The sequence below is a fragment of the Rugamonas brunnea genome, from assembly GCF_014042345.1.
Classification (GTDB): Bacteria; Pseudomonadota; Gammaproteobacteria; order Burkholderiales; family Burkholderiaceae_D; genus Rugamonas; species Rugamonas brunnea.
Genome location: NZ_JACEZT010000008.1, coordinates 242,182 through 265,235, shown reverse-complemented (window position 1 = coordinate 265,235; position 23,054 = coordinate 242,182). Strand labels below are relative to the sequence as shown.

Genomic DNA, 23,054 nt, shown 5'->3' with positions numbered 1-23,054 from the left:
TATTCAAGCGGCGCCGTTATAGACTCATATCCCGGAGTCCAGGACTTCGATCAGACGAGGATGATGCTGTGAAAATCAACGATACGCTCAAGAGCACCCCCGGCTTGCCGACCTCGCCTGCGGGCGCGTCCAACGCCCGCGGTGCCGACAAGACGGCCGCCACCCCGGCCGCGACGGACAATGTACGCCTGTCGCCGCAAGGCCAGGCATTGGCGGCCAGTGCGGCCGGCGGCGGCAGCGCCGTGTTCGACACCAAGAAAGTCGAACGCATCAAGCTGGCCATCGCCGACGGCCAGTTCCAGGTCAATTCGGAAAAAGTGGCGGACGGACTGCTGGACACGGTCAAGGATCTGCTGCACTCCAGGAAACGTTAGGACTACCCCATGCAAACCGTCGACCCGATGCAGCTGCTGCGCGAAGAACAGCGCCTGATGACTTCCCTGCTGGACGTGCTCAAGCAGGAACAGCAGCATCTGGTGGCGGCCCACATCGACGCGTTGACGGCCTTGACGCCGGAAAAATCGGCGCTGGTCGGCCAGATGGCCAGCCTGGCCAAGCAGCGCCACAGCGCGCTGGGCGCGGCCGGCTTCGCGCCGCAGGAAGCGGGCATGACGCAATGGATCGCCGCCCGCGGCGACAGCGGCGCCGACGCCCTGTGGCAAACCCTGCTGGACCAGACGCGCGAAGCGAAAGAACTGAACCGCATCAACGGCATGCTGATCAACAAGCACATGAGCCACACCCAGGGCGCGCTGCAAGCGCTGCGCCCGCGCGCGGCCGCCAGCAGCAGCTTCTACGGCCCCAGCGGCCACGCCACCACCTCCACCACCAGCCGCGGCTTCTTCGCCGGCTAAACAACAATCGCAAAAAACCGGGGTCAGGTCATACGATCAGGCAACTTGCGCGCAAGTTGCCTGATCGTATGACCTGACCCCGGTGTTGATGCTGATTCCTGTTGCTTATTGCGGCTTGACGGCCGGCGTCGGCAATTCCGTCACCGTGTCCGGCAGGCCGGACAGGATGGTCACGGCCACGCGCCGGTTGCGGGCCCGGCCCTCGGACGAGGCGTTCGAGGCCACCGGATGATTGGCGGCATGGCCCACCGCCGTCAGCCGCGCGGGCGCCACGCCGGCGTCGATGAACAGCCGCACCACGCTGGCCGCCCGCACCGACGACAGTTCCCAGTTCGACGGATACAAGGTGTTGCGGATCGGCTGGTTGTCGGTGTGCCCTTCCACCTGCACGTCGTGGCCGTCGTCCTTGAGCAGCACGGCCACGGCCCGCAGCGCTTCCGTCGACGCGGCCGTCAGGCGCGCCTCGCCCGGGTCGAACAGCACGCTGGCGTTGATTTCGACGCTGACCCCGCGGCTGTTCTGCGTCACCCGCACCTTGCCTTCCTTGACCAGCGGCGCCAGCGTGGACAGCAGGTCCTGCGCCAGCTTGGTCATGTGTTCCTTTTCCTTGCGCAGCAATTCGGTGCGGCGGCGCAGGCCGGGATTGGGGATGGGCAGGTTCTGCACCTGGGTAGTGACGGGCTTGGCCGCGCCGGCCCCGCCGAAGGCGTCGCCCAGCGCGTCCGAAAACACCTGGTACTTGCCGATGTTGACCGAGGACACGGCGTACATGACGACGAAGAAGGCGAACAGCAGCGTGATGAAATCGGAATACGAGATCAGCCAGCGCTCGGGGTTCTCCACCTCCTCGTCGAACTTCCTGCGCGCGCGCCGGTATTGCATGTCAGTGTTCCCGCAGCAGCGTGGCCACGCGCTCGTCGATCACGCGCGTGTGGTCGCCGGTGGCGATGTCGTGGAACACGGCGGCCGCGATCTCCTGCTGGTGCACGGCCTGGGTGACGATGGCCTTGAGCTTGTTGGCCACCGGGTACAGGAACAGGTTGGCCAAGCCCACGCCATAGATGGTGGACACGAAGGCGACGGCGATGCCCGCGCCCAGCTTGCTGGGGTCGGTCAGGTTTTCCATCACGTGGATCAGGCCCAGCACGGCGCCCAGGATGCCGATGGTGGGCGAATAGCCGGCCGCCGATTCCCAGATCCGCACGGCTTGCCGCTGCTCGGTTTCGTAGGCCGTGATTTCCGTGTCGAGGATGTGGCGCAGCTTGTCGGGCGCGATGCCGTCGACGATCAGGCGCAAGCCCTTGGCGTTGAACTTGTCCTTGGAGGCCAGCATGTAGCGCTCCAGCGCCAGCAAGCCATCGCGCCGGGCCGCCAGGTTCCAGGCGTTGATCTCGCGCGCCAGCGCGGCGCGGTTGTCGGGCGGCGGCGAGAACACCAGGCGCAGCATGCGCAGCCCGCGCCAGAAAGTGGGCGGCCGGGTCTGCAGCAGCACGGCGCCGAAGGTGCCGACGATGACGATGGCGAACGCGGCCGGCTGGATCAGCGAACCGAGCTTGCCCCCTTCCAGTCCCTGGCCGATGATGATGCCGGCCAGCGCCAGCAGCACGCCGGCTACGCTGGCCCAGTCCAAGACCGCTCCCGTAAGCTGGCGCGCAGCCGCGCCACGGCCTGCGTGTGCAATTGCGACACGCGCGATTCCGATACGCCCATGACGGCGCCGATTTCCTTCAAGTTCAGTTCCTCTTCGTAGTACAAGCCCATCAGGATCTTCTCGCGCGGCGGCAAGGCGTCGATGGCGTCGATCACGGCCTGGCGGAAGTCGCCGTCGAGCAAGGAGCGCAGCGGGTCGCTGTCTTCGTCAGAGCAATAGCGGTCGAGGAAGCTGTCGTTGCCGTCGTCGTCGTGGAAATCCTCGTAGTAGACCAGCTGGTGGCCACCGCCGTCGGACAGCATTTCCTGGTACTCGGCCAGCGACAGCTTGAGCATCTTGGCCACTTCCGATTCCGTGGGCGGATGGCCGAGGCGTTGTTGCAGCGTGCTCATGGCCGTCTCGATCTTGCGCATGTTCTGGCGCATGGAACGGGGCAGCCAGTCGCTGTTGCGCAACTCGTCGAGCATGGCGCCGCGGATGCGCAGCACGGCGTAGGTTTCAAACTGGGCGCCATGGGTTTCCTCGTAACGGCTGATGGCGTCGAGCAAGCCTATCATGCCGGCCTGGACCAGATCGTCCACCTCCACGCTGGGCGGCAGCTTGGCCTTCATATGGTGGGCGAGACGCTTGACCAGCGGCATGTGCTCTGTCAGCAAGCTATCTCTGCTCGGTTTCCCTTTGACCGTGTACATAAATTCTTGTTATTCGTTAGGCGCTGAATTGGTGCTGGCTCCCCGCGCGCATGGAGGGCGAGCCGGCCAGCGCAAACCGCCCCGCCAGTTGACGAAACGCGACCGAGGCGCCGGCCAGCGGGAAGGCGTCGACCACGGCCCGCCCCAGGCGCGCGGCCCGCTGCAGGTATTCGTCGGCCGGCACCGAACCCATCGATACCAGGTTGACCGCCAGGTAGCGGCTCGCCGCTTGCGCCATGTTATCGTATACCACCTTTGCTTCCGTTTCGGAAGCCCCGGTGACGAGAATTCCGAATGGGCGCCGGCCCAGTTCGTGGTTCAGGCGCTTGATCATGGCGTAGGCGGCCGTAATGGAACGGGCGTTGTTGGATACCTGCACCACGATCTCGGCGCTGGCCATGACGGGCACCGGGAAAGCGCCGCCATCGAATTCGCCATCGACCAGCACCATGCCGGTCTGGCGCACCAGCACGTCGAAGGCCTTGGCCAGCCGGCGCGCCTCGTCGGGGCCGCGGCGCGCTTCGCCGCGCGTCATCGAGGCCACCGTGAAACCTTGCGGCGCTTCATACAACACCTGGTTCAGCGCGCATTCCTGGCGCGCCACGTTGAGCAGGCTGGCGCCATCGTCCAGTCCCAGGCGCGAGGCCACGCCATGGGCGCTGGCGCAGGCATCCATCAGCAGCACGTCGTTGCCGGCCCGGGCCAGCGAGGCGCCCAGGTTGACCAGCATGGCGGCCTTGTCGTCCTGCGGCGTGGCCGACAGAAAAGTGACGATGCGTGGCGTGGGGCCGGCCAGCATCCGGCGCAGGCCTTCGGCCTGGTCGAAATCGAAGTTAGCCAAGGTGCACCTCGCGCAGCGAGCCGTCGGCGCCGGCGTTGGACATCAACAGCGGCAATTCCGCGTCCAGGTACTGGCCGGGGATGGCGTCGCGCTTGAGCTTGAAGGCGCGGTCGATCAGCCAGGCCGGGTCGGCCAGGTGCAGGTCTTCCGGCACGCGCTGGCCGTTGGACACATAGAACAGGTTCAGTTTCTGGCGGATCACCACGTCGAGCACATTGCCGATGGCGGCCGCCTCGTCCAGCTTGGTCATGATGCAGCCGGCCAGGCCGCTGCCCTGGTAGGCGCGCACCACTTCGTTCAGGGTTTCCTGGGTGGCCGTGGCGTTCAGGCACAGCACGCGCTTGACGTCGGCGCCGGCGCCTTGCAGCATGGCCACCTGCTCCGTCACCATCTGGTCGCGCTGGCTCACGCCGACCGTGTCGATCAGCACCGTGTGCTTGTTCTTCAGTTCTTTCAGCGCGATGCGCAGGTCGGCCTCGTCCTTCACCGAGTGCACCATCACGCCCAGGATCTTGCCGTAGATGCGCAGTTGCTCGTGGGCGCCGATACGGTAGGCGTCCGTCGTGATCAGGGCCAGCTTGTCGGCGCCGTGGCGCATCACGCAGCGCGCGGCCAGCTTGGCGGTGCTGGTGGTCTTGCCCACGCCGGTCGGGCCCACCAGGGCGAACACGCCGCCCTGGTCGATCAGGGCGTCCTCGTTGGCCATGGTGCTCAGGTTGCGGGTCAACACGGTCTTGATCCAGCGCATGCTGTCGGCCGCGTCGCGGCTGGCCGGCAGTTTTTCGATCAGGTAGCGCGCCAGGCTGGCGGAGAAACCGGCGGCCAGCATCTCGCGCAACACGGCGGCCTTGTGCGGTTCGCGCTGCTGGGTCGACCCCCAGGCGATCTCGGCCAACTGGGTTTCCATCATGCCGCGCATGGCGCGGATCTCGTTCATCATGCCGGTCATTTCAGCGGCCGCGTTCTGCTTGGCGCTGGCGACGGCGGCGGCCACCATTTCCGAAATGCGTTCCATGTCGAGCGCGGCGGCGCGCGGCTGGGCCGGCGCGGCTGCTGCGGCGGCGGTGGCCGATGCATACGACGAGGGCGACGCCACCACGCGGCGGGCCGGTTGCGCCGGCATCATGGGCGCCGGCGCGGCCGGCGGCAGCTCCAGTTGCGGACGCGGGGCGGCCATCGGCGATTGCGGCGCGGGCGACGCGAGCGAGGCGGCGTCGTCATTGGCCAGGGCCAGGATCTCGACCTCGCCGTCAGCCTGGCGGTTGGACAGGATCACGGCGTCGGGGCCGAGCGCCTCGCGCACCTTGCGCAGCGCCTCGCGCGACGTGGGCGCAGTGAATTTCTTGACGTTCATGGCCGGCTCCCCTGGGCAAGGGCAGCACGTGGTTGGGAAAGTGGTTTGGCCATCATCATCGACTCCTGTTACTTGAGCGCTGCGCCTTCGACATGAGGCGCCTTTGCTCTGACAGTGTCATTATTGACGATGCACCATGGAAACGATCCGATGAACAACGGTGGAAATGGGCCGTATTTCACGGTTGCGTCCGGCGTACCGGATGCGGGCACCGCAAGCGGCAGAAACGGCACGGCCCCCTGCGCGCGCGCAAGGGGCCGTGCGACGGCCTGGCCGGCGTCAGGCTGGCTGGCCGCCCACCAGCGAGGTCACGCGGATGGTCTTGGTTTCCGGGATCTCCGCGTGCGACAGCACCTTCAGCTGCGGCAAGGCGCGGCGCAGGAAGCGCGACAGCAAGGCGCGCAGCGGACCCGGCACCAGCAGCACCGGCGTCAGGCCCAGCGCTTCCTGCTGGGTGGCGGCCGCCTGCGCCTGCTGGGCGATGGTGTCGGCCAGGCCCGGCTCGATGCCGGCGCCATCCGGACCGCTGGCCGACAGCGCCTGCATCAGCAAACGTTCAAGGCGGTTATCGAGCGTCATCACGGACAGCTCGCCCGCGCCGGGGAACAGTTGCTGCACGATGGCCCGACCCAGCGCGATGCGCACCAGCGCCGTCAAGTCGTTCGGGTCCTGCGTGTGCACGGCGTGCTCGGCCAGCGTCTCGATGATGGTGCGCATATCGCGGATGTGCACGCCTTCGACGAGCAGGTTCTGCAGCACCTTCTGCAGGGTCGACAGCGACACCATCTTCGGCACCAGGTCCTCGACCAGCCGTGGCGCTTCCTTGCCCAGGTGATCGAGCAAGGCTTGCACCTCGGCCCGGCCCAGCAGTTCCGACGCGTGGGTGGTGATCAGGTGGTTCAAATGGGTGGCCACCACCGTGCCGGCGTCGACCACCGTGTAGCCCATGGTCTGGGCCTGGTCGCGCAAGCCGGCGTCGATCCAGGTGGCCGGCAGGCCGAATGCGGGATCGGTGGTCACCAGGCCCGGCAGCGTGCCGCTGGCCATGCCGGGATTGATGGCCAGGAACTGGCCGTTGAACGCTTCGCCCGTGCCCACTTCCACGCCCTTGAGCGTGATGCGGTAGGCCGACGGCTTCAATTCCAGGTTGTCGCGGATGTGCACGGGCGGCGCCAGGAAACCGACTTCCTGCGCGAACTTCTTGCGGATGCCCTTGATGCGCTTGAGCAGTTCGCCGCCCTGGGTCTTGTCCACCAGCGGGATCAGGCGGTAGCCCACTTCCAGGCCCAGCGTGTCGACCGGCATGATGTCCTGCCAGGTCGCCTCTTCCTGCTCGGGCGCGGTGGGCGGCGGCGCTTCGGGCGCGGCCTCGGCGGCCGTGGCGGCGCTGCTGGCGCGGCGCGACAACAGCCAGCCGGCGCCGATCAGGATGCTGGCCAGCAGCAGGAACACCAGGTTGGGCATGCCGGGAATCAGGCCCATGCCGCCGATGATGCCGCCCGTGATGTAGAGCACCTGGGGCTTGGCGAACAACTGGCCGATCACCTGGCCGCCGATGTCCTGCTCGCTGGCCACGCGCGAGACGACGATACCGGCCGCCGTCGAAATCACCAGCGAGGGGATCTGCGCCACCAGGCCGTCACCGATGGCCAGCAGCGTGTAGTTCTTGATCGCGTCGCCGAACGACATATCATGCTGCAGCAAGCCCACCAGCAGGCCGCCCACCACGTTGATGACGGTCACCAGGATGCCGGCCACGGCATCGCCGCGCACATACTTACTGGCACCGTCCATGGCGCCGTAGAATTCCGCTTCCTGCGCCACTTCGCTGCGGCGCTTGCGCGCTTCCGCTTCGCCGATCAGGCCGGCGTTGAGGTCGGCGTCGATCGCCATCTGCTTGCCGGGCATGGCGTCCAATGCGAAACGGGCGCCCACCTCGGCGATACGGCCCGCGCCCTTGGTGACGACGGTGAAGTTGATGATGGTGAGGATGATGAACACGACGATACCGACCGCGTAGTTGCCGCCGATCAGGAAGTGGCCGAACGCTTCGATCACCTTGCCGGCCGCGTCGGCACCGGTGTGGCCTTCCGTCAGCACCACGCGGGTGGAGGCCACGTTCAGCGACAGGCGCAGCATGGTCGACACCAGCAGGATGGTGGGGAAAGCCATGAAGTCCAGCGGCTTGACCGTGTACAGGCTGGTCAGCAGCACGATGATGGCCAGCGCGATGTTGAAGCTGAAGAACAGGTCGAGCACGAAGGCCGGCAGCGGCAGCACCATCATCGCCAGCAGCATGACGATCAGGATGGGCGCGGCCAGGCTCTTGTTGGCGCCCTTGGCCAAGCCCTGCATCCAGGCAGGCAGTTTCAGATTGCTCAAGGCGTTCATGCAGGTGCTCCGTTATTCGTATCGTTAAGCTTGCCACGGCCGGCGTAGGCGGGGTTGAGCGGGTCCAGCTCGGGTGGCACATCCAGCTTGGTCGGGGTGTCGGGACGGTGGCCGCCCTGCTTGCTGAACATGCGCAGCTGGAACACGTAGGCCAGCACTTCGGCCACGGCCGCGTACAGCGCCTCGGGGATCTCGTCGCCGATTTCCGTGTGCTTGTGCAGCGCACGGGCCAGCGGCGGCGCTTCCAGGATGGCGACCTTGTTTTCCTTGGCGATCTCGCGGATCTTGGCCGCCACCTCATCGGTGCCCTTGGCTACCACGCGCGGCGCGCCGCGCGAACCGTCGGCGTATTTCAGCGCCACCGCATAGTGGGTCGGGTTGGTCACCACCACGTCGGCGGTCGGCACGTCGGCCATCATGCGGCGCTTGGCCATCTCGCGCTGCATCTGGCGGATCTTGGCCTTGATCTGCGGATTACCGTCGGACTCCTTGGACTCCTGGATCATTTCCTGGCGCGTCATCTTGAGCTTGTTGGCGTAGTGCCACATCTGGTACGGGCCATCGACGGCGGCGATCAGGCCCAGCGCGCCGACGATGAACAGGAAACTCATGGCGATCATGTCGAGCAAATGCACGCTGCCGAGCTTGAGCGGCTCCACGGCCAGGCCCAGCACGGCATCCTTTTGCTTCATCACCACCAGCCAGGCCACAAAGCCCACCAGCAGCGTCTTGGCTATGGCCTTGAGCAACTCCACCAGGGCGTTGGGCGAGACCAGGTTGGACAGGCCCTTGATCGGGTTGAGCTTACCGAAATTGGGGGTGATGGCCTTGCCGCTGAACAGCCAGCCGCCCACCAGCAACGGCGAGGCCAGCGCCACCACCATCACGGCCAGGCCCAGCGGCAAGCAGGCCAGCAGCACGCGGCCGACATCCATGCCGATGCGGGTGAGCAGCACGTCGGCATGGAAAATCTGCTCCTGGTCCAGCGCCAGGCCCGACACCATGGCCGAGCGCAGCTGGCGCACCAGCGAGGAACCGGTCAGCCACAGGCCGGCGCCGGCCACCATCAGCACGGTGAACGTCGCCACTTCACGCGATCGGGGAACGTCGCCTTCTTCTCGCGCCTGCTCGAGGCGCTTCGCTGACGCCGGTTCTGTCTTTTCTGCGTCGCTTTCTTCAGCCATCGCCTGCTCCTGTGGATACGCTAGCCATCATAGGCGATATTGCCCTATGGCTATTCGCGGAACAGGATGGAAAAAGGGGCCTTATTTCCCGCCCCCGGCCGCATCAGCCCGCGTCACGGTCTGCTCGATGGCGCCGAACACGGACTTGCCGTCGCCATTGAGCATCTCGATGCGGATGGTGTCGCCGAACGCCATGTACGGGGTGACGGGCGCGCCGCCGGCGATGGTTTCCAGGCAACGTTGCTCGGCGATACAGGAATAACCGCGCTTGCTGTCCTTGTTCGACACGGTGCCCGAGCCGATGATGCTGCCGGCCCGGATATTGCGCGACTTGGCCAGGTGGGCCAGCAACTGGGGAAAGTTGAAGATCATGTCCACGCCCGCGTGGGGCTGGCCCACCAGCTTGCCGTTCCATGTCGAGCGCAGCGGCAGGTGCACCTTGCCGCCCTTCCAGGCATCGTCGAGCTCGTCGGGGGTGACGGCCACGGGCGAGAAGCTGGTGGCCGGCTTGCTCTGCAGGAAGCCGAAGCCCTTGGCCAGCTCGTCGGGAATCAGGTTGCGCAGCGACACGTCGTTGACCAGCGCCAGCAAACGGATCTGCTGGTAAGCCTGGTCCGGCGTCGCCCCCATGGCGATATCGTCGGTGATCACGGCCACTTCCGCTTCGAAATCGATGCCCCACTCTTCGTGGAACAAGGCAATGTCGTCGCGCGGGCCGAGGAAATCGTCGCTGCCGCCCTGGTACATCAGCGGCTCTTCCCAGAACGAGGCCGGCAACTCGGCGCCGCGCGCCTTGCGCACCAGCTCCACGTGGTTGACGTAGGCCGAACCGTCGGCCCACTGGTAGGCGCGCGGCAGCGGCGCCATGCACTGCGCCGGATCGAAGTCGAACGTGCGGCGGCCCCGGCCATTGCTCAAGTCCTGGTACAGCTGCTGCAACTGGGGCGCGATGAAGGCCCAGTCGTCCAGCGCGCGCTGCAAGGTGGGCGCGATGCCGTCGGCCAGCTGGGCCGTTTTCAGGTCGCGCGCGACGACGGCCAGCTGGCCGTCGCGCGTGCCGTCTTTAAGAGTGGCAAGTTTCATGGCGATGCGAGAGAAAGTGGGCGCGCCGGTGCCGCACGGTGGCGGCGCCGGTGACGGGGATGCGGTTCAGACGGGGGCCAGCAAGGCCAGCTGTTCAGGCGTCAGGTAGCACCATTCGCCCTCGGCGATGCCCAGCGTGTCGAGCTGCAGGGTGCCGATGGCCGAACGGTGCAGCGCGCTGCAATGATTGCCGGCGGCCGCCAGCATGCGCTTGACCTGGTGATACTTGCCCTGCTCCAGCACGATTTCCAGCTGATGCTCGCCGCGCTGTTCGCACACGAGGGCGGCCAGCGGCGCGGGCTCGTCATGCAACTGCACGCCGGCCAGCAATTGCGCGATCAGGGCCGGCGTCACCGGATCCTGGGTGGTGGCCTGGTAGACCTTGGGCACATGGCGCTTGGGCGAGGATTGCGCATGGATGAACGGGCCATCGTCCGACATCAGCAGCATGCCCGTGGTGTCATGGTCGAGCCGGCCCACGGGCTGCACTTCGCGCCACGTGAACTGCTCGGGCAGCAAGGTCAGCACGCCCGGATGGTGGCTGGGCTTGCGCGAACATTCGAAATTGGCGGGCTTGTTGAGCGCGATGTACACGTGTTCGCGGTATACCCACTCTTCGTCGAACACCGTCAGCACCAGGCCATCGGTTTCGACGGTGGTGCGGTAATTGTCCTGCACCTGGCCGGCGATGCTCACTTCGCCGTCCTCGATCAGGGAGCGGCAGTACTTGCGGGTTCCAAAACCCTGCGATTGCAGGATGCGGTCTAGGGATAATTTACTCATGGCGAGACTTTAACAGATGCGGCTGCGAGCGTGAAGGCAAGCGCCGCCGCGCCGGATTGATGCCGCACGCGTCGCATCATTGATGCAAATCAATAAGTCCCCGTCTGGCGTTGATACACTGAAACTTCATTAGGAATCGGCCTAACACCGATTGGGAATAATGGAAGAGGTTGTTAGAACGGAGCGGCTGCCCGCAGAAGGATGGATCATGTTAAAACGCGCCCCACCCCGCCCGCGTCCCCCTGGCGACCAGGACACGCCCGCCACTCCCCATCGGCAGGCAGCCGCCGAGGCCGCCGCCGCGCACCGCACCGCGCTGGCCATGTCGCGCTGGCGCAGTGGCGACACGGCAGCCGACCTGCGCACCGCCGCCGCGCTCCACCCGGGCCCCCAGGCCCAATGGCAAGCGGCCCTGCAACGCCAGTTCTGCGCATGGCTGGACGCGGGCGGCTTCGCGGCCCCGGAACCGGCACAGGAACAAAAACAGGCAACGGCGCAGCCGGCGCCACCAATGAAAACAGCGGCATTGCGCCGCTGTTCTCAGCCCCATTGCGGGACTATTGACGAGGAATTGAAATTCTCTCTACTCCGCATTCGCGATGCGGTTGAGTAGTTCCATCAACTGCTGAGCAAGACAGTGCTGACAACAATGTGAACTGTTAATCTGGCCTCCCTTGGAAAGAACTACAACACCACTATAGACCAAGGTGAGCGATATACAAGGCTATTCCCGACCAGATTAATAATGTTAATCGTCGTGCCATAGTCGCTCAATGGAGCAGTGGGCGCGCCCCCGCGTAGACGGATTTGACGGCGCCGGCCCCCATGGCCGCGCCGAATTTCTTCAGCACCCGCTCGGGCAAGCCTTCATGCTGGGTATAGTCGATGATGTCTTCCGCCTTGACCACATCGCGCGCCACGCTGTCGACCGTGCCCAGGCCATCGGCCAGGCCCATGTCGATGGCGCGCGCACCGCTCCAGAACAGGCCGGAGAACATGTCCGGCGTTTCCTTCAGGCGCTTGCCGCGGCCGCTGCGCACCACCTCAATGAACTGCTGGTGGATCTCGTTCAACATGGCCTGGGCGTGCTGCTTGTGCTTTTCCGTCAGGGGACTGAAGGGGTCCATGAAGCCCTTGTTCTCGCCGGCCGTCAGCAGGCGCCGCTCGACGCCCGCCTTTTCCATGATGCCCGTGAAGCCGAATCCATCCATCAACACGCCGATCGACCCGACGATGGACGCCTTGTCCACATAGATACGGTCGGCGGCAGCCGCGATGTAATAGCCGCCCGAGGCGCAGATCTCGTCGACCACCACGTACAGCGGCTTGGCCGGATAACCCTTGCGCAGGCGCCGGATCTCGTCGACGATCATGCCGGCCTGCACCGGGCTGCCGCCGGGGCTGTTGATGTGCAACACGACGGCCACCGAGCCATCGTCGGAAAACGCCTTGTTCAGGGCCGGGATCACGACGGCGGCCGAACCGCTGCCTTCGCTGTCGATCTCGCCCTCGATCTCGATCAGGGCCGTATGGCGTCCCAGCGCCTCGCCGTCCACGCCGGGCCAGCTGAAATCGAAATAGGCGGCCAGCCCCACCAGCACCACCAGCAGGAACAGGAACTTGAAGAAGATGCCCCAGCGACGGTGCGCGCGCTGCTCCTTGAGCGTGGCGAACACCAGCTTTTCCAGCACCTCGCGCTCCCAGTTGGTGGGCGGGGCGGCCGGCTTGGCCGGCGCGGCCGGCGGGATGGGCGCGCGTTCGGATGCGCTATCGCTTGTGTTTTCGCTCATGGTTGCTGCCAGGTGGATGACATGGAGGGGGAAGTTGACGGCGCTCAGGCGCGGGCCGGCCGCACATAGTCGTCAGGTTGCCAGTAGATATGCTGGTCGCGTTCGACCACGGTGATCGGGCGCAGCCGCCCGCCCCGACAGGGTCCGCCGGCGCAAAAGCCGCTGTCGGGCACATAGATGGCGCCGTGCGTGGAACACATCAGGTACAGGCCGCTGGACTCGAAGAACTCGCCCTCGGCCCAGTCGAGTTCGATGGGCACGTGGGCACAGCGGTTCAGGTAGCCGTACACGATGCCCTGGTAGCGCACCACGAAGCCGGTGCCATCGTCGCCGCCGGCCGTGACGGGAAAGCGCACGCCCTTGCCGCCTTCCTGCACGGCATCGGCCGCGCACACCAGGATCTGGGTCGCGTTCGCGTCGCTGCTGCTGGCGTCGGTACTCATGCGTGCTCGTTCAGCCAATGGTGGAGCTCGGCCACGGAAGCGGCCGAGAACAGCGGCTGGCAGGCGGCCAGCTGGTCGACCGGATGGGCACCATACTGGACGGCGATGGCCGCCGCCCCCGCGTTGTTGGCCATCAGCAAGTCGTGGGTGGTGTCGCCTATCATCACCGTGCGCTTCATGTCCTGCCCCAGTTCCCGCGTCAGCTCCTGCAGCATGGCTGGGTGTGGCTTGGAAAATGTTTCATCTGCGCAACGCGTGGCGTCGAACATGGACAGCAGGCCGGCGTCGTTCAGGGCGCGGTTCAGGCCGACCCGGCTCTTGCCGGTGGCCACGGCCAGGAAATACGCCTGCTGCGACAATTCCTCCAGCATGTCGCGCGCGCCCTTGAACAGGGTCAGCTCGTGGTCGCGCGACAGGTAGTGGTAGCGGTAGCGCTCCACCAGCCGCGGATAGTATTTGGGATCGATGCCGGGCATGGCCGCCTGCATCGCTTCGGACAAGCCGAGGCCGATCACGTGGGCGGCCGCGTCATCCTTCGGGATCGGCAAGCCAAGATCCTTGGCCGCCGCCTGTATGCATTTCACGATCGCTGACGTGGAATCCATCAGCGTGCCATCCCAATCGAATACGATTAAGTCAAATTGCTTTCTTGCCATGTCTCCCGGCTGCGGTCGCTGCCGGCTCCTTGAGTCCGTGCCCGGCGACGACGGATTGCCGTGCCCGACTATATATTAGGTTGATGCGTTAAGCGGTTTCCCCAAGCTTAACAAGAAACGCTCGCATTCGGCGGCCAATGGCGCATTTAATGTTAACAATTTGCCAGTTTCCGGATGGGTGAACGTGATTTGATGGGCGTGCAGGAACATGCGCTTGAGCGCGCCGCGCGTGGCGTCGGCCTTCAGCAAGGCGCGGTTGAGGGCAAAATCGCCGTACTTGTCATCACCTGCGATCGCGAAGCCCGACGATGCCAGATGAACGCGGATCTGGTGGGTACGCCCCGTTTTCAGCTCGGCCTCCAGCAGCGCGAAATCCTTGAATTTGCGCAGCAAGGTGAACACCGTGTGCGACGGCAAGCCGTCGGCCTGCACCGCCACCCGGCGTTCGCCGTCGGCCGTCGTGTATTTATGCAATGGCAACTTCACATGCTGGCGCGCGTTCTTCCAGTCGCCGGCCACCAGGGTCAGGTAACGCTTGTCCGTGTGGCCTTCGCGCATCTGCTCGTGCAGATTGGTCAGCGCCGAACGTTTCTTGGCGAGCAACAACAGGCCGGACGTGTCGCGGTCCAGCCGGTGCACCAGCTCCAGGAATTTCGCTTGCGGACGGGCGGCCCGCAACTGCTCGATCACGCCGAACGACACGCCCGAGCCGCCATGCACGGCCACGCCGGCCGGCTTGTCGATCACCAGCAACTGGCTGTCTTCATAGATGATGTCGAATTCGGCCGCCGGCACCGTGTTGGTGTCGGCCTTCTCGGCCACCCGCACCGGCGGGATGCGGACGATATCACCCTGTACCAATCGATACAATTGGTCGATACGGCCCTTGTTGACCCGCACCTCACCCGAGCGCAGGATGCGGTAGATATGGCTTTTCGGCACGCCTTTGCATACGCGCAACAGGTAGTTATCGATGCGCTGACCGGCCTCTTCTTCAGTGATTGTGACGAATTGTGCTTGCGGCGGAACCTGTGTTGAAGGGGGAACAACATCGTTTTGCATCTTCATTTGCTCTGTCTTCCCAGAAAATCTCTCTAAGTCCTTCATTTTGAATATATAATCATTTAGCGGCGGTTCTAGCTGCTGCAAGTGTAAGAATAAAAGCACATTTTACACAGGGGCGTCTCCACTGGCCTCGCCAAATTGCAAATTCAGAGGAAAAAATGTATATGCACCACCCCTGCGCGGATCAAGGTTGCACCGTCGTTGTAATCGGATGGCGCGCAAGAGTGCTGAATTAGGATGGTTGGATAGTAAGGATAACGCCGGCAAGCATGATCAAGAGTTGTGCTCGCTGGTTAATGAAGTTGATAACGCTTGCCGTTTTCGCCAGACCCCATGCTTAGTAGCAAGCTAATGACGGAAGGCTGAAACAAGCCTAATAGGAAGTTGTAGTACTTGTCATGTAAGCAAGGCCAGGATCTGGCTCATCGACGCTGCCCACCGCCTGCGTTCTCTGCCCCCCGCCCACGCGGGCCGCATGGAAGAATCGCAGGCGACGCGGGTACTCGGCATGTCGATCGACTTCATGCGCCCAGTGGCGGCCGCAACCCACGTTGCTGCGCCGCCCCTCAGGGCATACCCACCGCAACCATGTTAATTCTCGCGTATATCCCTGTAGCTTCGCTGTTCCACGGAACAGCATTGAGATGGCCCATAGGGTCGCGGAGTTAATAAAAATGAAACGCATGTTGTTTAATGCTACGCAACAAGAGGAGCTGCGTGTCGCAATCGTCGACGGTCAGAAACTGATCGACATCGACATCGAGACGGCCGGACGCGAGCAACGCAAGTCCAATATTTACAAAGGCGTGATCACCCGCATCGAGCCGTCGCTGGAAGCGTGCTTCGTCAGCTACGGCGAGGACCGCCACGGCTTCCTGCCGTTCAAGGAAGTGGCCCGTACCTACTTCCGCGAAGGCGTGGACGTGCGCAACGCTTCCGTCAAGGAAGCCCTGCGCGAAGGCCAGGAAATCATGGTGCAGGTCGAGAAGGAAGAGCGCGGCAACAAGGGCGCGGCCCTGACCTCGTTCGTCTCGCTGGCCGGCCGCTACCTGGTGCTGATGCCCAACAACCCGCGCGGCGGCGGCGTGTCGCGCCGCGTCGAAGGCGAAGAACGCCAGGAACTGCGCGAAACCATGGACAAGCTGGACTTGCCGCCAGGCATGTCCGTGATCGCCCGCACGGCCGGCATCGGCCGCAATGTGGAAGAGCTGCAGTGGGACTTGAATTACCTGATGCAACTGTGGCGCGCGATCGAGGGCGCCGGCAAGTCGGCCTCGGGCGCGTTCCTGATCTACCAGGAATCGTCGCTGGTGATCCGCGCCATCCGCGATTACTTCCAGCCCGACATCGGTGAGATCCTGATCGACACCGACGAGATCTACGAGCAGGCCCACCAGTTCATGAGCCACGTGATGCCCGACATGGTGCACCGCGTGAAACGTTACAGCGACGACGTGCCGCTGTTCTCGCGCTTCCAGATCGAACACCAGATCGAGACGGCCTACTCGCGCACCGTGCCGCTGCCATCGGGCGGCGCCATCGTGATCGACCACACCGAAGCGCTGGTGTCGGTGGACGTCAACTCGGCCCGCGCCACCCGCGGTTCCGACATCGAGACCACCGCCTTCAACACCAACTGCGAAGCGGCCGAGGAAGTGGCCCGCCAGCTGCGCCTGCGCGACCTGGGCGGCCTGATCGTGATCGACTTCATCGACATGGAAGTGGCCAAGAACCAGCGCGAAGTGGAACAGCGCCTGAAGGACGCGCTGCACCACGACCGTGCGCGCGTGCAGATGGGCAAGATTTCGCGCTTCGGCCTGATGGAACTGTCGCGCCAGCGCCTGCGCCCTTCGCTGTCCGAAGGTTCGCACGTGACCTGCCCGCGCTGCTCGGGCACCGGCCACATCCGCGATACGGAATCGTCGGCCCTGCAGGTGCTGCGCATCATCCAGGAAGAGGCCATGAAGGAAAACTCGGCCACCATCCACGTGCAAGTGCCGGTGGACGTGGCAGCCTTCCTGCTCAATGAGAAGCGCGGCGAAGTGCTGAAGATCGAGAACCGTCACCGCATCGCCGTGATCCTGATCCCGAACAAGCACCTCGACACCCCGCACTACAAGCTCGAACGCATCAAGCACGACGACCCGCGCCTGGAAGACAGCCAGGCCAGCTACACGCTGGCCGAGCAGGCTGAAACCGACATGGCCTACAGCAAGCGCCAGAAGGAAGAAGCCAAGCCGCGCCAGGAAGCCGTGGTCAAGACCATCACCCCGGACCAGCCGGCGCCGATGGTCGAGCGCACCGCCAAGCCGGCCGAGACGGTCAAGGCCGCCGCCGCGCCAGCGCAGCCCGTGGCCGAGCCAGGCTTCTTCGAGAAACTGTTCAGCTTCTTCCGCGCCAAGCCGGCAGCGCCGGTCATGCCGGTGGCCCCGACCATCGTGGTCAAGCCCGTGCCGACCGACCGTGGCGAGCGCAACGCCCGTGGCCCGCGCGGCCGCAGCCGTAACGGCAAGCCAGGCAGCCGCGAGCGCGACGAGCGCGAACCGGGCGCCCGTCCAGGCCAGGAGGAAGGCGCCAAGGCCGCCGACAACGGCCGCCCAGCCCGTCCGCCACGCCCACCACGCGAAGGCCGTGAAGGCCGCGAGGGTCGTGAACCACGTGAAAACCAGGCGACCGAAGGCCAGCGCGAGCGCGGCGAACGGGGCGAGCGCGCCGAGCGCCCACCACGTCCACCGCGTGAGCCACGCGGCGAGAAGCCACAGGTAACGGAAGCGAAGGTCGAGGAACTGGCGCTGACGGCCGCCGCCGTACCGGCAGCCGCCGGCACCGGCCCGGTCGTGGAAGCAACGGCTATCGTGAAAACGGCCCCGCAGGCCGGTCCGGAAGGCGAAGAAGTGGAAGCGGCTGAAGGCGAAGAGCCACGCCGCCGCCGCCGCCGTGGCGGTCGCAACCGTAACCGCCGCGAACGCGAAGGCGGCGAAGGCATGGAAGCGGGCGCCAACGAAGGCGAAGCACCTGTCGTGACCTTCACCGTGGCGCCGGAAACGAGCGCTGAAACGGTCGCCGCCGTGGCACCTGTTGCCGAGGCCGCACCAGTGGTGGAAGCCGTCGCCGCACCAGCCGTTGCCGCCGAGCCGGCAGCGCCAGTGGCAGCCGTCGCTGAAACGGCCGCTCCGGTGGTGGAAGCAGCGCCGGTCGCTGAAACCGCCCCGGTCGCTGCGCCTGTGGCTGAAGTGGCAGCGGCAGAACCGGCGCCTGTGGTGGAAGCCGCCGCCCCTGCCGTGGCTGAAACCGCCGCGCCTGTCGCAGTGGAAGTCGCCGCCCCGGCCGCCGTCGAGGTTGTTGCACCAGTGGCAGAAGCCATCGTCGCTGCACCAGTCGCCGCGCCCGTCGTCGCCGAGCCTGTGGCCGCCGCGCCAGTCGTAGCTGCACCAGCACCTGCGCCTGCCGCCGCACCGGCACCAGTAGCCGCCGCCCCGGCCGCGCCTATCGACCTGCAAGCCGTGCTCGGCTCCGCCGGCCTGACGCTGGCCGCGACCGACCCGGCCAAGCTGCGTGCCGCCCAGGAAGCAGCCGCCAAGGTGGTGGCGCCGGTGCGTGTGCCACGCGAGCGCAAGCCGCTGCCACCGCAAGTGGACGAGCCGCTGGTGCAAGTCGACACCCGCCGCTGATGCCAGCGTAGTGCGCCGCGCGGGTCCGCCCGCGCCGGCCACAAGCAAAAAGGGAAGCTGCGTGCTTCCCTTTTTTTCGCCCTTCCCAAGCCAGCCAATTACAGGCAGACTTGGAGGCGCATTGATTTCCTGCCAACCACAATCCCCCCCACGCCCATGAGCTTGCCCGACCTGACCCGCCCCGCGCCCGTGAGCCTGCGCACCGCATTCTGGTACTGGCTCAAGCTCGGCTTCATCAGCTTTGGCGGACCGGCCGGCCAGATCGCCATGATGCACGCGGAACTGGTGGAGCGGCGGCGCTGGATTTCCGAACAACGCTTCCTGCATGCACTGAACTACTGCATGCTGCTGCCCGGCCCGGAGGCGACCCAACTGGCCATCTACATCGGCTGGCTACTCCACAAGACCCGTGGCGGCATCGTGGCGGGCATCCTGTTCGTGCTGCCCTCGCTGGTGTTCCTGATCGCCTTGTCATGGATCTACATGGCCTATGGCAGCGTGCCGGCGGTCGCGGCCGTGCTGTACGGCATCAAGCCGGCCGTGGTCGCCATCGTGCTGGCGGCCGCCTGGCGCATCGGCAAACGGTCGCTGAAAAACGGTGCGCTGATCGCCCTGGCCGCCGCCGCTTTTATCGCCATCACCGTATTTCATCTGCCATTTCCGCTCATCGTCGCCGGCGCGGCATTGGTCGGCCTGCTGGGCGGCCGCTACTGGCCAGCCTTGTTCCAGGTCGGCGGCGGCCACCCCGGCCAGGCGGCCAGCTATGGTCCTGCCCTGATCGACGACGACACGCCCACGCCCGGGCACGCGCGCTTTTCCTGGCCCGGCCTGGCGCGCGTGGCAGTGTTCGGCTGCACGCTGGGCGTGGTTGCTTGGCTGGCGCTGGCCCTGGCGACAGGCGCGCACCAGCCGCTGGCGCAAATGGGCTGGTTCTTCACCAAGGCCGCCATGCTGACCTTCGGCGGCGCCTATGCGGTGTTGCCCTACGTCTACCAAGGCGCCGTGACCGGCTTCCACTGGCTGCTGCCGGCGCAGATGATCGACGGGCTGGCGCTGGGCGAGACGACACCGGGCCCGTTGATCATGGTGGTGGCCTTCGTGGGCTTTGTCGGCGCGTGGAGCAAGGCCGTGTTCGGCGGCAGCCTGCTGGCGGCCGGCGCGGCGGGCGCCAGCGTGGCCACCTTCTTCACCTTCCTGCCGTCGTTCCTGTTCATCCTGGCCGGCGGCCCGCTGGTGGAAGCGACGCGCGACAACATCCGCATGACGGCGCCGCTGACGGCCATTTCCGCCGCCGTGGTGGGGGTGATCGTCAGCCTGGCCGTGTTCTTCGGCATGCATGTATTCTGGCAAGAGACGCCGGCGCCCCACCTCGACCTGCGCGCGGTATTGCTGGGTGTGATGGCCAGTATTGCCCTGCTGCGCTACCAGGTGGGCACGATCAAGCTGATACTGGCCTGTGCGATCTCCGGCCTCGTGCTATCGTATCCCGGTTAGCGCGCATCTTGACGCGCGTGTTTGTGCCATGACTTTATGCTGTGCCCGGTAGTAACTCATCATTCATGACTGAAAAAATCATTTTCGTGGCGGACCAGCGCCAGCGTGCGCCGGCCATCCCCGCCGTGCCGGAGGCCCCCACCGGCCGCGTGACGGACCAGCTCGCCCGCCCCCTGCACGACCTGCGCATCTCCGTCACCGACCGCTGCAACTTCCGCTGCGTGTACTGCATGCCCAAGGCCGTGTTCGACCAGAACTACAGCTATTTGCCGCACAGTTCGCTGCTATCGTTCGAGGAAATCACGCGCGTGGCGCGCCTGTTCGTGGCCCACGGCGTCGAAAAAATCCGGCTCACGGGCGGCGAACCGCTGTTGCGCAAGAATGTGGAACGGCTGGTCGGCATGCTCAGCGAAATCCCCACTCCCAGCGGCCGGCCGCTGGACCTGACGCTGACCACCAATGGCTCGCTGCTGGCCAAAAAGGCCCAGTCGCTCAAGGATGCCGGCCTGCAACGCGTCACCGTGTCGCTGGACGCGCTCGACGACGCCATCTTCAAGCGCATGAACGACGTCGATTTCGCCGTCGAGGATGTGCTCAAGGGCATCGATGTGGCCCACCAGGTGGGCCTGGGTCCGATCAAGGTCAACATGGTGGTCAAGGGCGGCATGAACGACAGCCAGATCCTGCCCATGGCGCGCCATTTCAAGAACACGCCCTACATCCTGCGCTTCATCGAGTACATGGACGTGGGCGCCTCGAACGGCTGGAACCTCGATGAAGTAATTCCCTCGGCCGAGGTGCAGCGGCGCATCCACGCCGAACTGCCGCTGGTGGCGGCCGACGCCAACTACACGGGCGAAACGGCGGCGCGCTGGCGCTACGCCGATGGCGGCGGCGAGATCGGCCTGATATCAAGCGTGAGCCAGGCTTTTTGCCGCGATTGCACGCGCGCCCGCCTGTCGACGGAAGGCAAGCTGTATACTTGCTTGTTCGCCAGCCATGGCCACGACTTGCGCGCCCTGCTGCGCGGCGGCCACAGCGACGACGACATCGCCGGCGCCATCGCCTTGCTGTGGCGCGCGCGCGGCGACCGCTACTCGGAAACGCGCACGCAGCACACCAGCGGCCTGGTCGAGCGGGCCAAGAAAGTTGAAATGTCTTATATCGGGGGGTAGTTTGTCTGTGAACAGCAAGGTAAGTGGCCTGATCCTGGCCGGTGGCCGTGGCACCCGCATGGGCCGCGTGGACAAGGGCCTGCAGCCGTTCCGGGGCGCCACGCTGGTGGCCCATGTGCTGCAACGGCTGGCGCCGCAAGTGGCCAGCGTGGCCATCAATGCCAACCGCAACCTGCCCCAGTACGAGGCTTACGGCTGCCCGGTGCTGGGCGACGAGCTGGGCGGCTTCGAAGGCCCGCTGGCCGGCCTGCAAACCGGCTTGCGCCACTGCGCCACGGAACTGCTGCTGACCGCCCCTTGCGACTCACCGTTCCTGCCGCCCGACCTGGCCCAGCGCCTGGCCGGCGCGCTGGACTCGCAAGATGCCGACGTGGCCGTCGCCGTCACACTGGAAGCAGACGAGCACGGTGTGGTCCAGCGCCAGCTCCATCCCGTGTTCTCGCTGCTGCGCGCCAGCCTGCTGCCGCAACTCGATGCCTACCTGGCCACCGGCGCGCGCCGCATGGAGGGCTGGTACAAGACGCTGCGCCTGGCCGAAGTGGTGTTCGAGGACGCGGCCGCGTTCCGCAACATCAACACGCTGGGCGAGCTGCAACAACTGGAACATGCGGGCGCCCAGCCCGAGCAACCGCTCACGCTGGCCGCCGTGGCCAGCTGCCTCTCTGCCTACGACCCCGAAGCCATGTCCGTGCGCGACGCCCAGCGCATCATCGGCGACTTCATCACGCCGATCCAGTCGTCCGAAAAAGTGGCGCTGCGCAGCGCGCTCGACCGCGTGCTGGCCCAGGACGTGATCTCCCCCATCAACGTGCCGGCCTATGACAACTCGGCCATGGACGGCTATGCCCTGCGCGGCGCCGACCTGCCCGCGGAAGGCACGGTCACGCTGGAAGTGATCGGCATCGTCTACGCGGGCCGCCCCACGGCGCTGGCCTGCGGCCCCGGCCAGTGCGTGCGCATCATGACGGGCGGCGCCATGCCGGCAGGCTGCGACACCGTGCTGCCGCAGGAGCTGGCGGCCGCCATCGGCGACGGCAGCGTCACCATCGCGGCCGGCGTGCTGCGCGCGGGCGACAACCGCCGCTTCAAGGGCGAAGACCTGGCCGAAGGCGGCGTGGCCATCGCGCGCGGCAAGGTGGTGCGCCCGGCCGACCTGGGCCTGATCGCCTCGCTCGGCCTGGCGGAGGTGGCCGTGCAGCGCCGCCTGCGCGTGGCCTTCTTCTCCACCGGCGACGAGCTGCGCTCGGTCGGCGAACCGCTCGACACGGGCTGCGTCTACGACAGCAACCGCTACACGCTGTTCGGCATGCTGCAGCGCTTGGGCTGCGACGTGATCGACATGGGCATCGTCAAGGATGACACGGTAGCACTGGAAGCGGCGCTGCGCAGCGGCTGCGAAAACGCCGACGCCATCATCACCTCCGGCGGCGTGTCCGACGGCGCGGCCGACTACACGCGCGCCATGATGGCGCGCCTGGGGGACGTGGCGTTCTGGAAGCTCAACATGCGCCCCGGCCGCCCGCTGGCCTTCGGCAAGATCCACTCCAACGGCCGCAGCGCCTGGCTGTTCGGGCTGCCCGGCAACCCGGTGGCGACCATGGTGTCGTTCTACTTCTTCGCCCGCGCGGCGCTGCTGCACATGATGGGCGCCAACGCCCCGCTGCCGCTGCTGCGCGCGCGCGCGCAGGCCGGCATCCGCAAGCGTCCCGGCCGCAGCGAATTCCAGCGCGGTGTGCTCAGCACGGACGCGGACGGCCAGCCCCAGGTGCGCCTGACGGGCGCCCAGGGCTCGGGCATCCTGCGCTCCATGTCGGAGGCCAATTGCATGGTGGTGCTGCGCGACGACCAGGGCAACGTGGCCCAGGGCGATCTGGTCGAGGTGCTGCCGTTCGAAGGCTTGCTGTAAGCGGCGCCGCTGTTCGTCCCT

At 65.9% G+C, this 23,054-nt stretch carries 20 protein-coding genes; 7 read left to right on the top strand and 13 right to left on the bottom strand.

Annotated elements, in window-relative coordinates; genetic code table 11:
- The first annotated feature begins 68 nt into the window (after positions 1 to 68).
- Positions 69 to 374, top strand: a complete 306-nt coding sequence (gene flgM, locus H3H37_RS14355; RefSeq protein ID WP_182163575.1) for a flagellar biosynthesis anti-sigma factor FlgM — start codon at positions 69 to 71, stop codon at positions 372 to 374.
- Between the two features lie 9 nt (positions 375 to 383).
- A complete protein-coding gene (locus H3H37_RS14350; RefSeq protein WP_182163573.1) occupies positions 384 to 854 on the top strand; it encodes a flagellar protein FlgN in 471 nt (156 codons plus the stop codon).
- A 105-nt stretch (positions 855 to 959) separates the two neighbouring features.
- Here the strand turns inward: H3H37_RS14350 and motD are convergent, their stop codons facing one another.
- The 9 genes from motD to H3H37_RS14305 all read right to left on the bottom strand — a co-directional run bounded on the left by motD (position 960) and on the right by H3H37_RS14305 (position 10,833).
- A complete protein-coding gene (gene motD / locus H3H37_RS14345) occupies positions 960 to 1,736 on the bottom strand; it encodes a flagellar motor protein MotD (RefSeq protein ID WP_182163571.1) in 777 nt (258 codons plus the stop codon).
- Position 1,737: 1 nt separating this feature from the next.
- Entirely contained in the window at positions 1,738 to 2,484 is a 747-nt protein-coding gene (locus H3H37_RS14340; protein ID WP_182163569.1) for a flagellar motor protein, read from the bottom strand.
- Positions 2,466 to 3,197: an RNA polymerase sigma factor FliA gene (locus H3H37_RS14335; protein ID WP_182163567.1), complete on the bottom strand. Its 732-nt coding sequence runs from the start codon at positions 3,195 to 3,197 to the stop codon at positions 2,466 to 2,468. The genes H3H37_RS14340 and H3H37_RS14335 overlap by 19 nt, the downstream gene beginning before the upstream one ends.
- Before the next feature lie 16 nt (positions 3,198 to 3,213).
- Positions 3,214 to 4,038 (bottom strand): MinD/ParA family ATP-binding protein, encoded by an 825-nt coding sequence (locus tag H3H37_RS14330; protein ID WP_182163565.1) that lies wholly within the window; start codon positions 4,036 to 4,038, stop codon positions 3,214 to 3,216.
- Complete coding sequence (gene flhF / locus H3H37_RS14325) at positions 4,031 to 5,392, bottom strand: flagellar biosynthesis GTPase FlhF (protein WP_182163563.1); 1,362 nt, start codon at positions 5,390 to 5,392, stop codon at positions 4,031 to 4,033. Before flhF ends, H3H37_RS14330 begins: the two co-directional genes overlap by 8 nt.
- A 279-nt stretch (positions 5,393 to 5,671) precedes the next feature.
- Positions 5,672 to 7,783: a flagellar biosynthesis protein FlhA gene (flhA, locus tag H3H37_RS14320; RefSeq protein WP_311197498.1), complete on the bottom strand. Its 2,112-nt coding sequence runs from the start codon at positions 7,781 to 7,783 to the stop codon at positions 5,672 to 5,674.
- Entirely contained in the window at positions 7,780 to 8,967 is a 1,188-nt protein-coding gene (flhB, locus tag H3H37_RS14315; protein WP_182163561.1) for a flagellar biosynthesis protein FlhB, read from the bottom strand. The genes flhA and flhB overlap by 4 nt, the downstream gene beginning before the upstream one ends.
- Before the next feature lie 81 nt (positions 8,968 to 9,048).
- The gene (locus tag H3H37_RS14310; RefSeq protein ID WP_182163559.1) at positions 9,049 to 10,050 is read right to left on the bottom strand and encodes a fumarylacetoacetate hydrolase family protein; all 1,002 of its coding nucleotides are present in this window, start codon (positions 10,048 to 10,050) and stop codon (positions 9,049 to 9,051) included.
- Between the two features lie 66 nt (positions 10,051 to 10,116).
- Positions 10,117 to 10,833, bottom strand: coding sequence for a pseudouridine synthase (locus tag H3H37_RS14305; RefSeq protein WP_182163557.1), 717 nt, complete (start codon positions 10,831 to 10,833; stop codon positions 10,117 to 10,119).
- 208 nt (positions 10,834 to 11,041) lie between these two features.
- Between H3H37_RS14305 and H3H37_RS14300 the strand changes: the two genes are divergently transcribed.
- Positions 11,042 to 11,446 (top strand): hypothetical protein, encoded by a 405-nt coding sequence (locus H3H37_RS14300; RefSeq protein WP_182163555.1) that lies wholly within the window; start codon positions 11,042 to 11,044, stop codon positions 11,444 to 11,446.
- Between the two features lie 157 nt (positions 11,447 to 11,603).
- Here H3H37_RS14300 and H3H37_RS14295 read toward each other — a convergent pair whose 3' ends face one another.
- The 4 genes from H3H37_RS14295 to H3H37_RS14280 all read right to left on the bottom strand — a co-directional run bounded on the left by H3H37_RS14295 (position 11,604) and on the right by H3H37_RS14280 (position 14,790).
- A complete protein-coding gene (locus tag H3H37_RS14295) occupies positions 11,604 to 12,623 on the bottom strand; it encodes a S49 family peptidase (protein WP_182163553.1) in 1,020 nt (339 codons plus the stop codon).
- Positions 12,624 to 12,667: 44 nt separating this feature from the next.
- A complete protein-coding gene (locus tag H3H37_RS14290; protein WP_182163551.1) occupies positions 12,668 to 13,066 on the bottom strand; it encodes a Rieske (2Fe-2S) protein in 399 nt (132 codons plus the stop codon).
- The gene (locus H3H37_RS14285; protein ID WP_182163549.1) at positions 13,063 to 13,722 is read right to left on the bottom strand and encodes an HAD-IIIA family hydrolase; all 660 of its coding nucleotides are present in this window, start codon (positions 13,720 to 13,722) and stop codon (positions 13,063 to 13,065) included. The genes H3H37_RS14290 and H3H37_RS14285 overlap by 4 nt, the downstream gene beginning before the upstream one ends.
- A 75-nt stretch (positions 13,723 to 13,797) precedes the next feature.
- The gene (locus H3H37_RS14280; RefSeq protein ID WP_182163635.1) at positions 13,798 to 14,790 is read right to left on the bottom strand and encodes an RluA family pseudouridine synthase; all 993 of its coding nucleotides are present in this window, start codon (positions 14,788 to 14,790) and stop codon (positions 13,798 to 13,800) included.
- Positions 14,791 to 15,461: 671 nt separating this feature from the next.
- On the opposite strand from H3H37_RS14280, the gene H3H37_RS14275 reads away from it, so the two are divergent.
- The 4 genes from H3H37_RS14275 to moeA all read left to right on the top strand — a co-directional run bounded on the left by H3H37_RS14275 (position 15,462) and on the right by moeA (position 23,033).
- Positions 15,462 to 18,458: an Rne/Rng family ribonuclease gene (locus tag H3H37_RS14275; RefSeq protein WP_182163547.1), complete on the top strand. Its 2,997-nt coding sequence runs from the start codon at positions 15,462 to 15,464 to the stop codon at positions 18,456 to 18,458.
- A 156-nt stretch (positions 18,459 to 18,614) separates the two neighbouring features.
- Positions 18,615 to 19,952, top strand: coding sequence for a chromate efflux transporter (gene chrA, locus H3H37_RS14270; RefSeq protein ID WP_182163545.1), 1,338 nt, complete (start codon positions 18,615 to 18,617; stop codon positions 19,950 to 19,952).
- A 65-nt stretch (positions 19,953 to 20,017) separates the two neighbouring features.
- Positions 20,018 to 21,127 (top strand): GTP 3',8-cyclase MoaA, encoded by a 1,110-nt coding sequence (gene moaA, locus H3H37_RS14265; RefSeq protein WP_182163543.1) that lies wholly within the window; start codon positions 20,018 to 20,020, stop codon positions 21,125 to 21,127.
- 7 nt (positions 21,128 to 21,134) lie between these two features.
- Positions 21,135 to 23,033, top strand: a complete 1,899-nt coding sequence (gene moeA / locus H3H37_RS14260) for a molybdopterin molybdotransferase MoeA (protein WP_311197500.1) — start codon at positions 21,135 to 21,137, stop codon at positions 23,031 to 23,033.
- Positions 23,034 to 23,054: the final 21 nt, after the last annotated feature.

Bases quoted from the DNA above. Each gene is read 5' to 3' on its own strand.
- H3H37_RS14350 (WP_182163573.1), top strand. From the start codon at position 384: ATGCAAACCGTCGACCCGATGCAGCTGCTGCGCGAAGAACAGCGCCTG.
- motD (WP_182163571.1), bottom strand. From the start codon at position 1,736: ATGCAATACCGGCGCGCGCGCAGGAAGTTCGACGAGGAGGTGGAGAAC.
- H3H37_RS14335 (WP_182163567.1), bottom strand. From the start codon at position 3,197: ATGTACACGGTCAAAGGGAAACCGAGCAGAGATAGCTTGCTGACAGAG.
- flhF (WP_182163563.1), bottom strand. From the start codon at position 5,392: ATGAACGTCAAGAAATTCACTGCGCCCACGTCGCGCGAGGCGCTGCGC.
- flhA (WP_311197498.1), bottom strand. From the start codon at position 7,783: ATGAACGCCTTGAGCAATCTGAAACTGCCTGCCTGGATGCAGGGCTTG.
- flhB (WP_182163561.1), bottom strand. From the start codon at position 8,967: ATGGCTGAAGAAAGCGACGCAGAAAAGACAGAACCGGCGTCAGCGAAG.
- H3H37_RS14310 (WP_182163559.1), bottom strand. From the start codon at position 10,050: ATGAAACTTGCCACTCTTAAAGACGGCACGCGCGACGGCCAGCTGGCC.
- H3H37_RS14305 (WP_182163557.1), bottom strand. From the start codon at position 10,833: ATGAGTAAATTATCCCTAGACCGCATCCTGCAATCGCAGGGTTTTGGA.
- H3H37_RS14300 (WP_182163555.1), top strand. From the start codon at position 11,042: ATGTTAAAACGCGCCCCACCCCGCCCGCGTCCCCCTGGCGACCAGGAC.
- H3H37_RS14295 (WP_182163553.1), bottom strand. From the start codon at position 12,623: ATGAGCGAAAACACAAGCGATAGCGCATCCGAACGCGCGCCCATCCCG.
- H3H37_RS14290 (WP_182163551.1), bottom strand. From the start codon at position 13,066: ATGAGTACCGACGCCAGCAGCAGCGACGCGAACGCGACCCAGATCCTG.
- H3H37_RS14285 (WP_182163549.1), bottom strand. From the start codon at position 13,722: ATGGCAAGAAAGCAATTTGACTTAATCGTATTCGATTGGGATGGCACG.
- H3H37_RS14280 (WP_182163635.1), bottom strand. From the start codon at position 14,790: ATGAAGATGCAAAACGATGTTGTTCCCCCTTCAACACAGGTTCCGCCG.
- H3H37_RS14275 (WP_182163547.1), top strand. From the start codon at position 15,462: ATGAAACGCATGTTGTTTAATGCTACGCAACAAGAGGAGCTGCGTGTC.
- chrA (WP_182163545.1), top strand. From the start codon at position 18,615: ATGAGCTTGCCCGACCTGACCCGCCCCGCGCCCGTGAGCCTGCGCACC.
- moaA (WP_182163543.1), top strand. From the start codon at position 20,018: ATGACTGAAAAAATCATTTTCGTGGCGGACCAGCGCCAGCGTGCGCCG.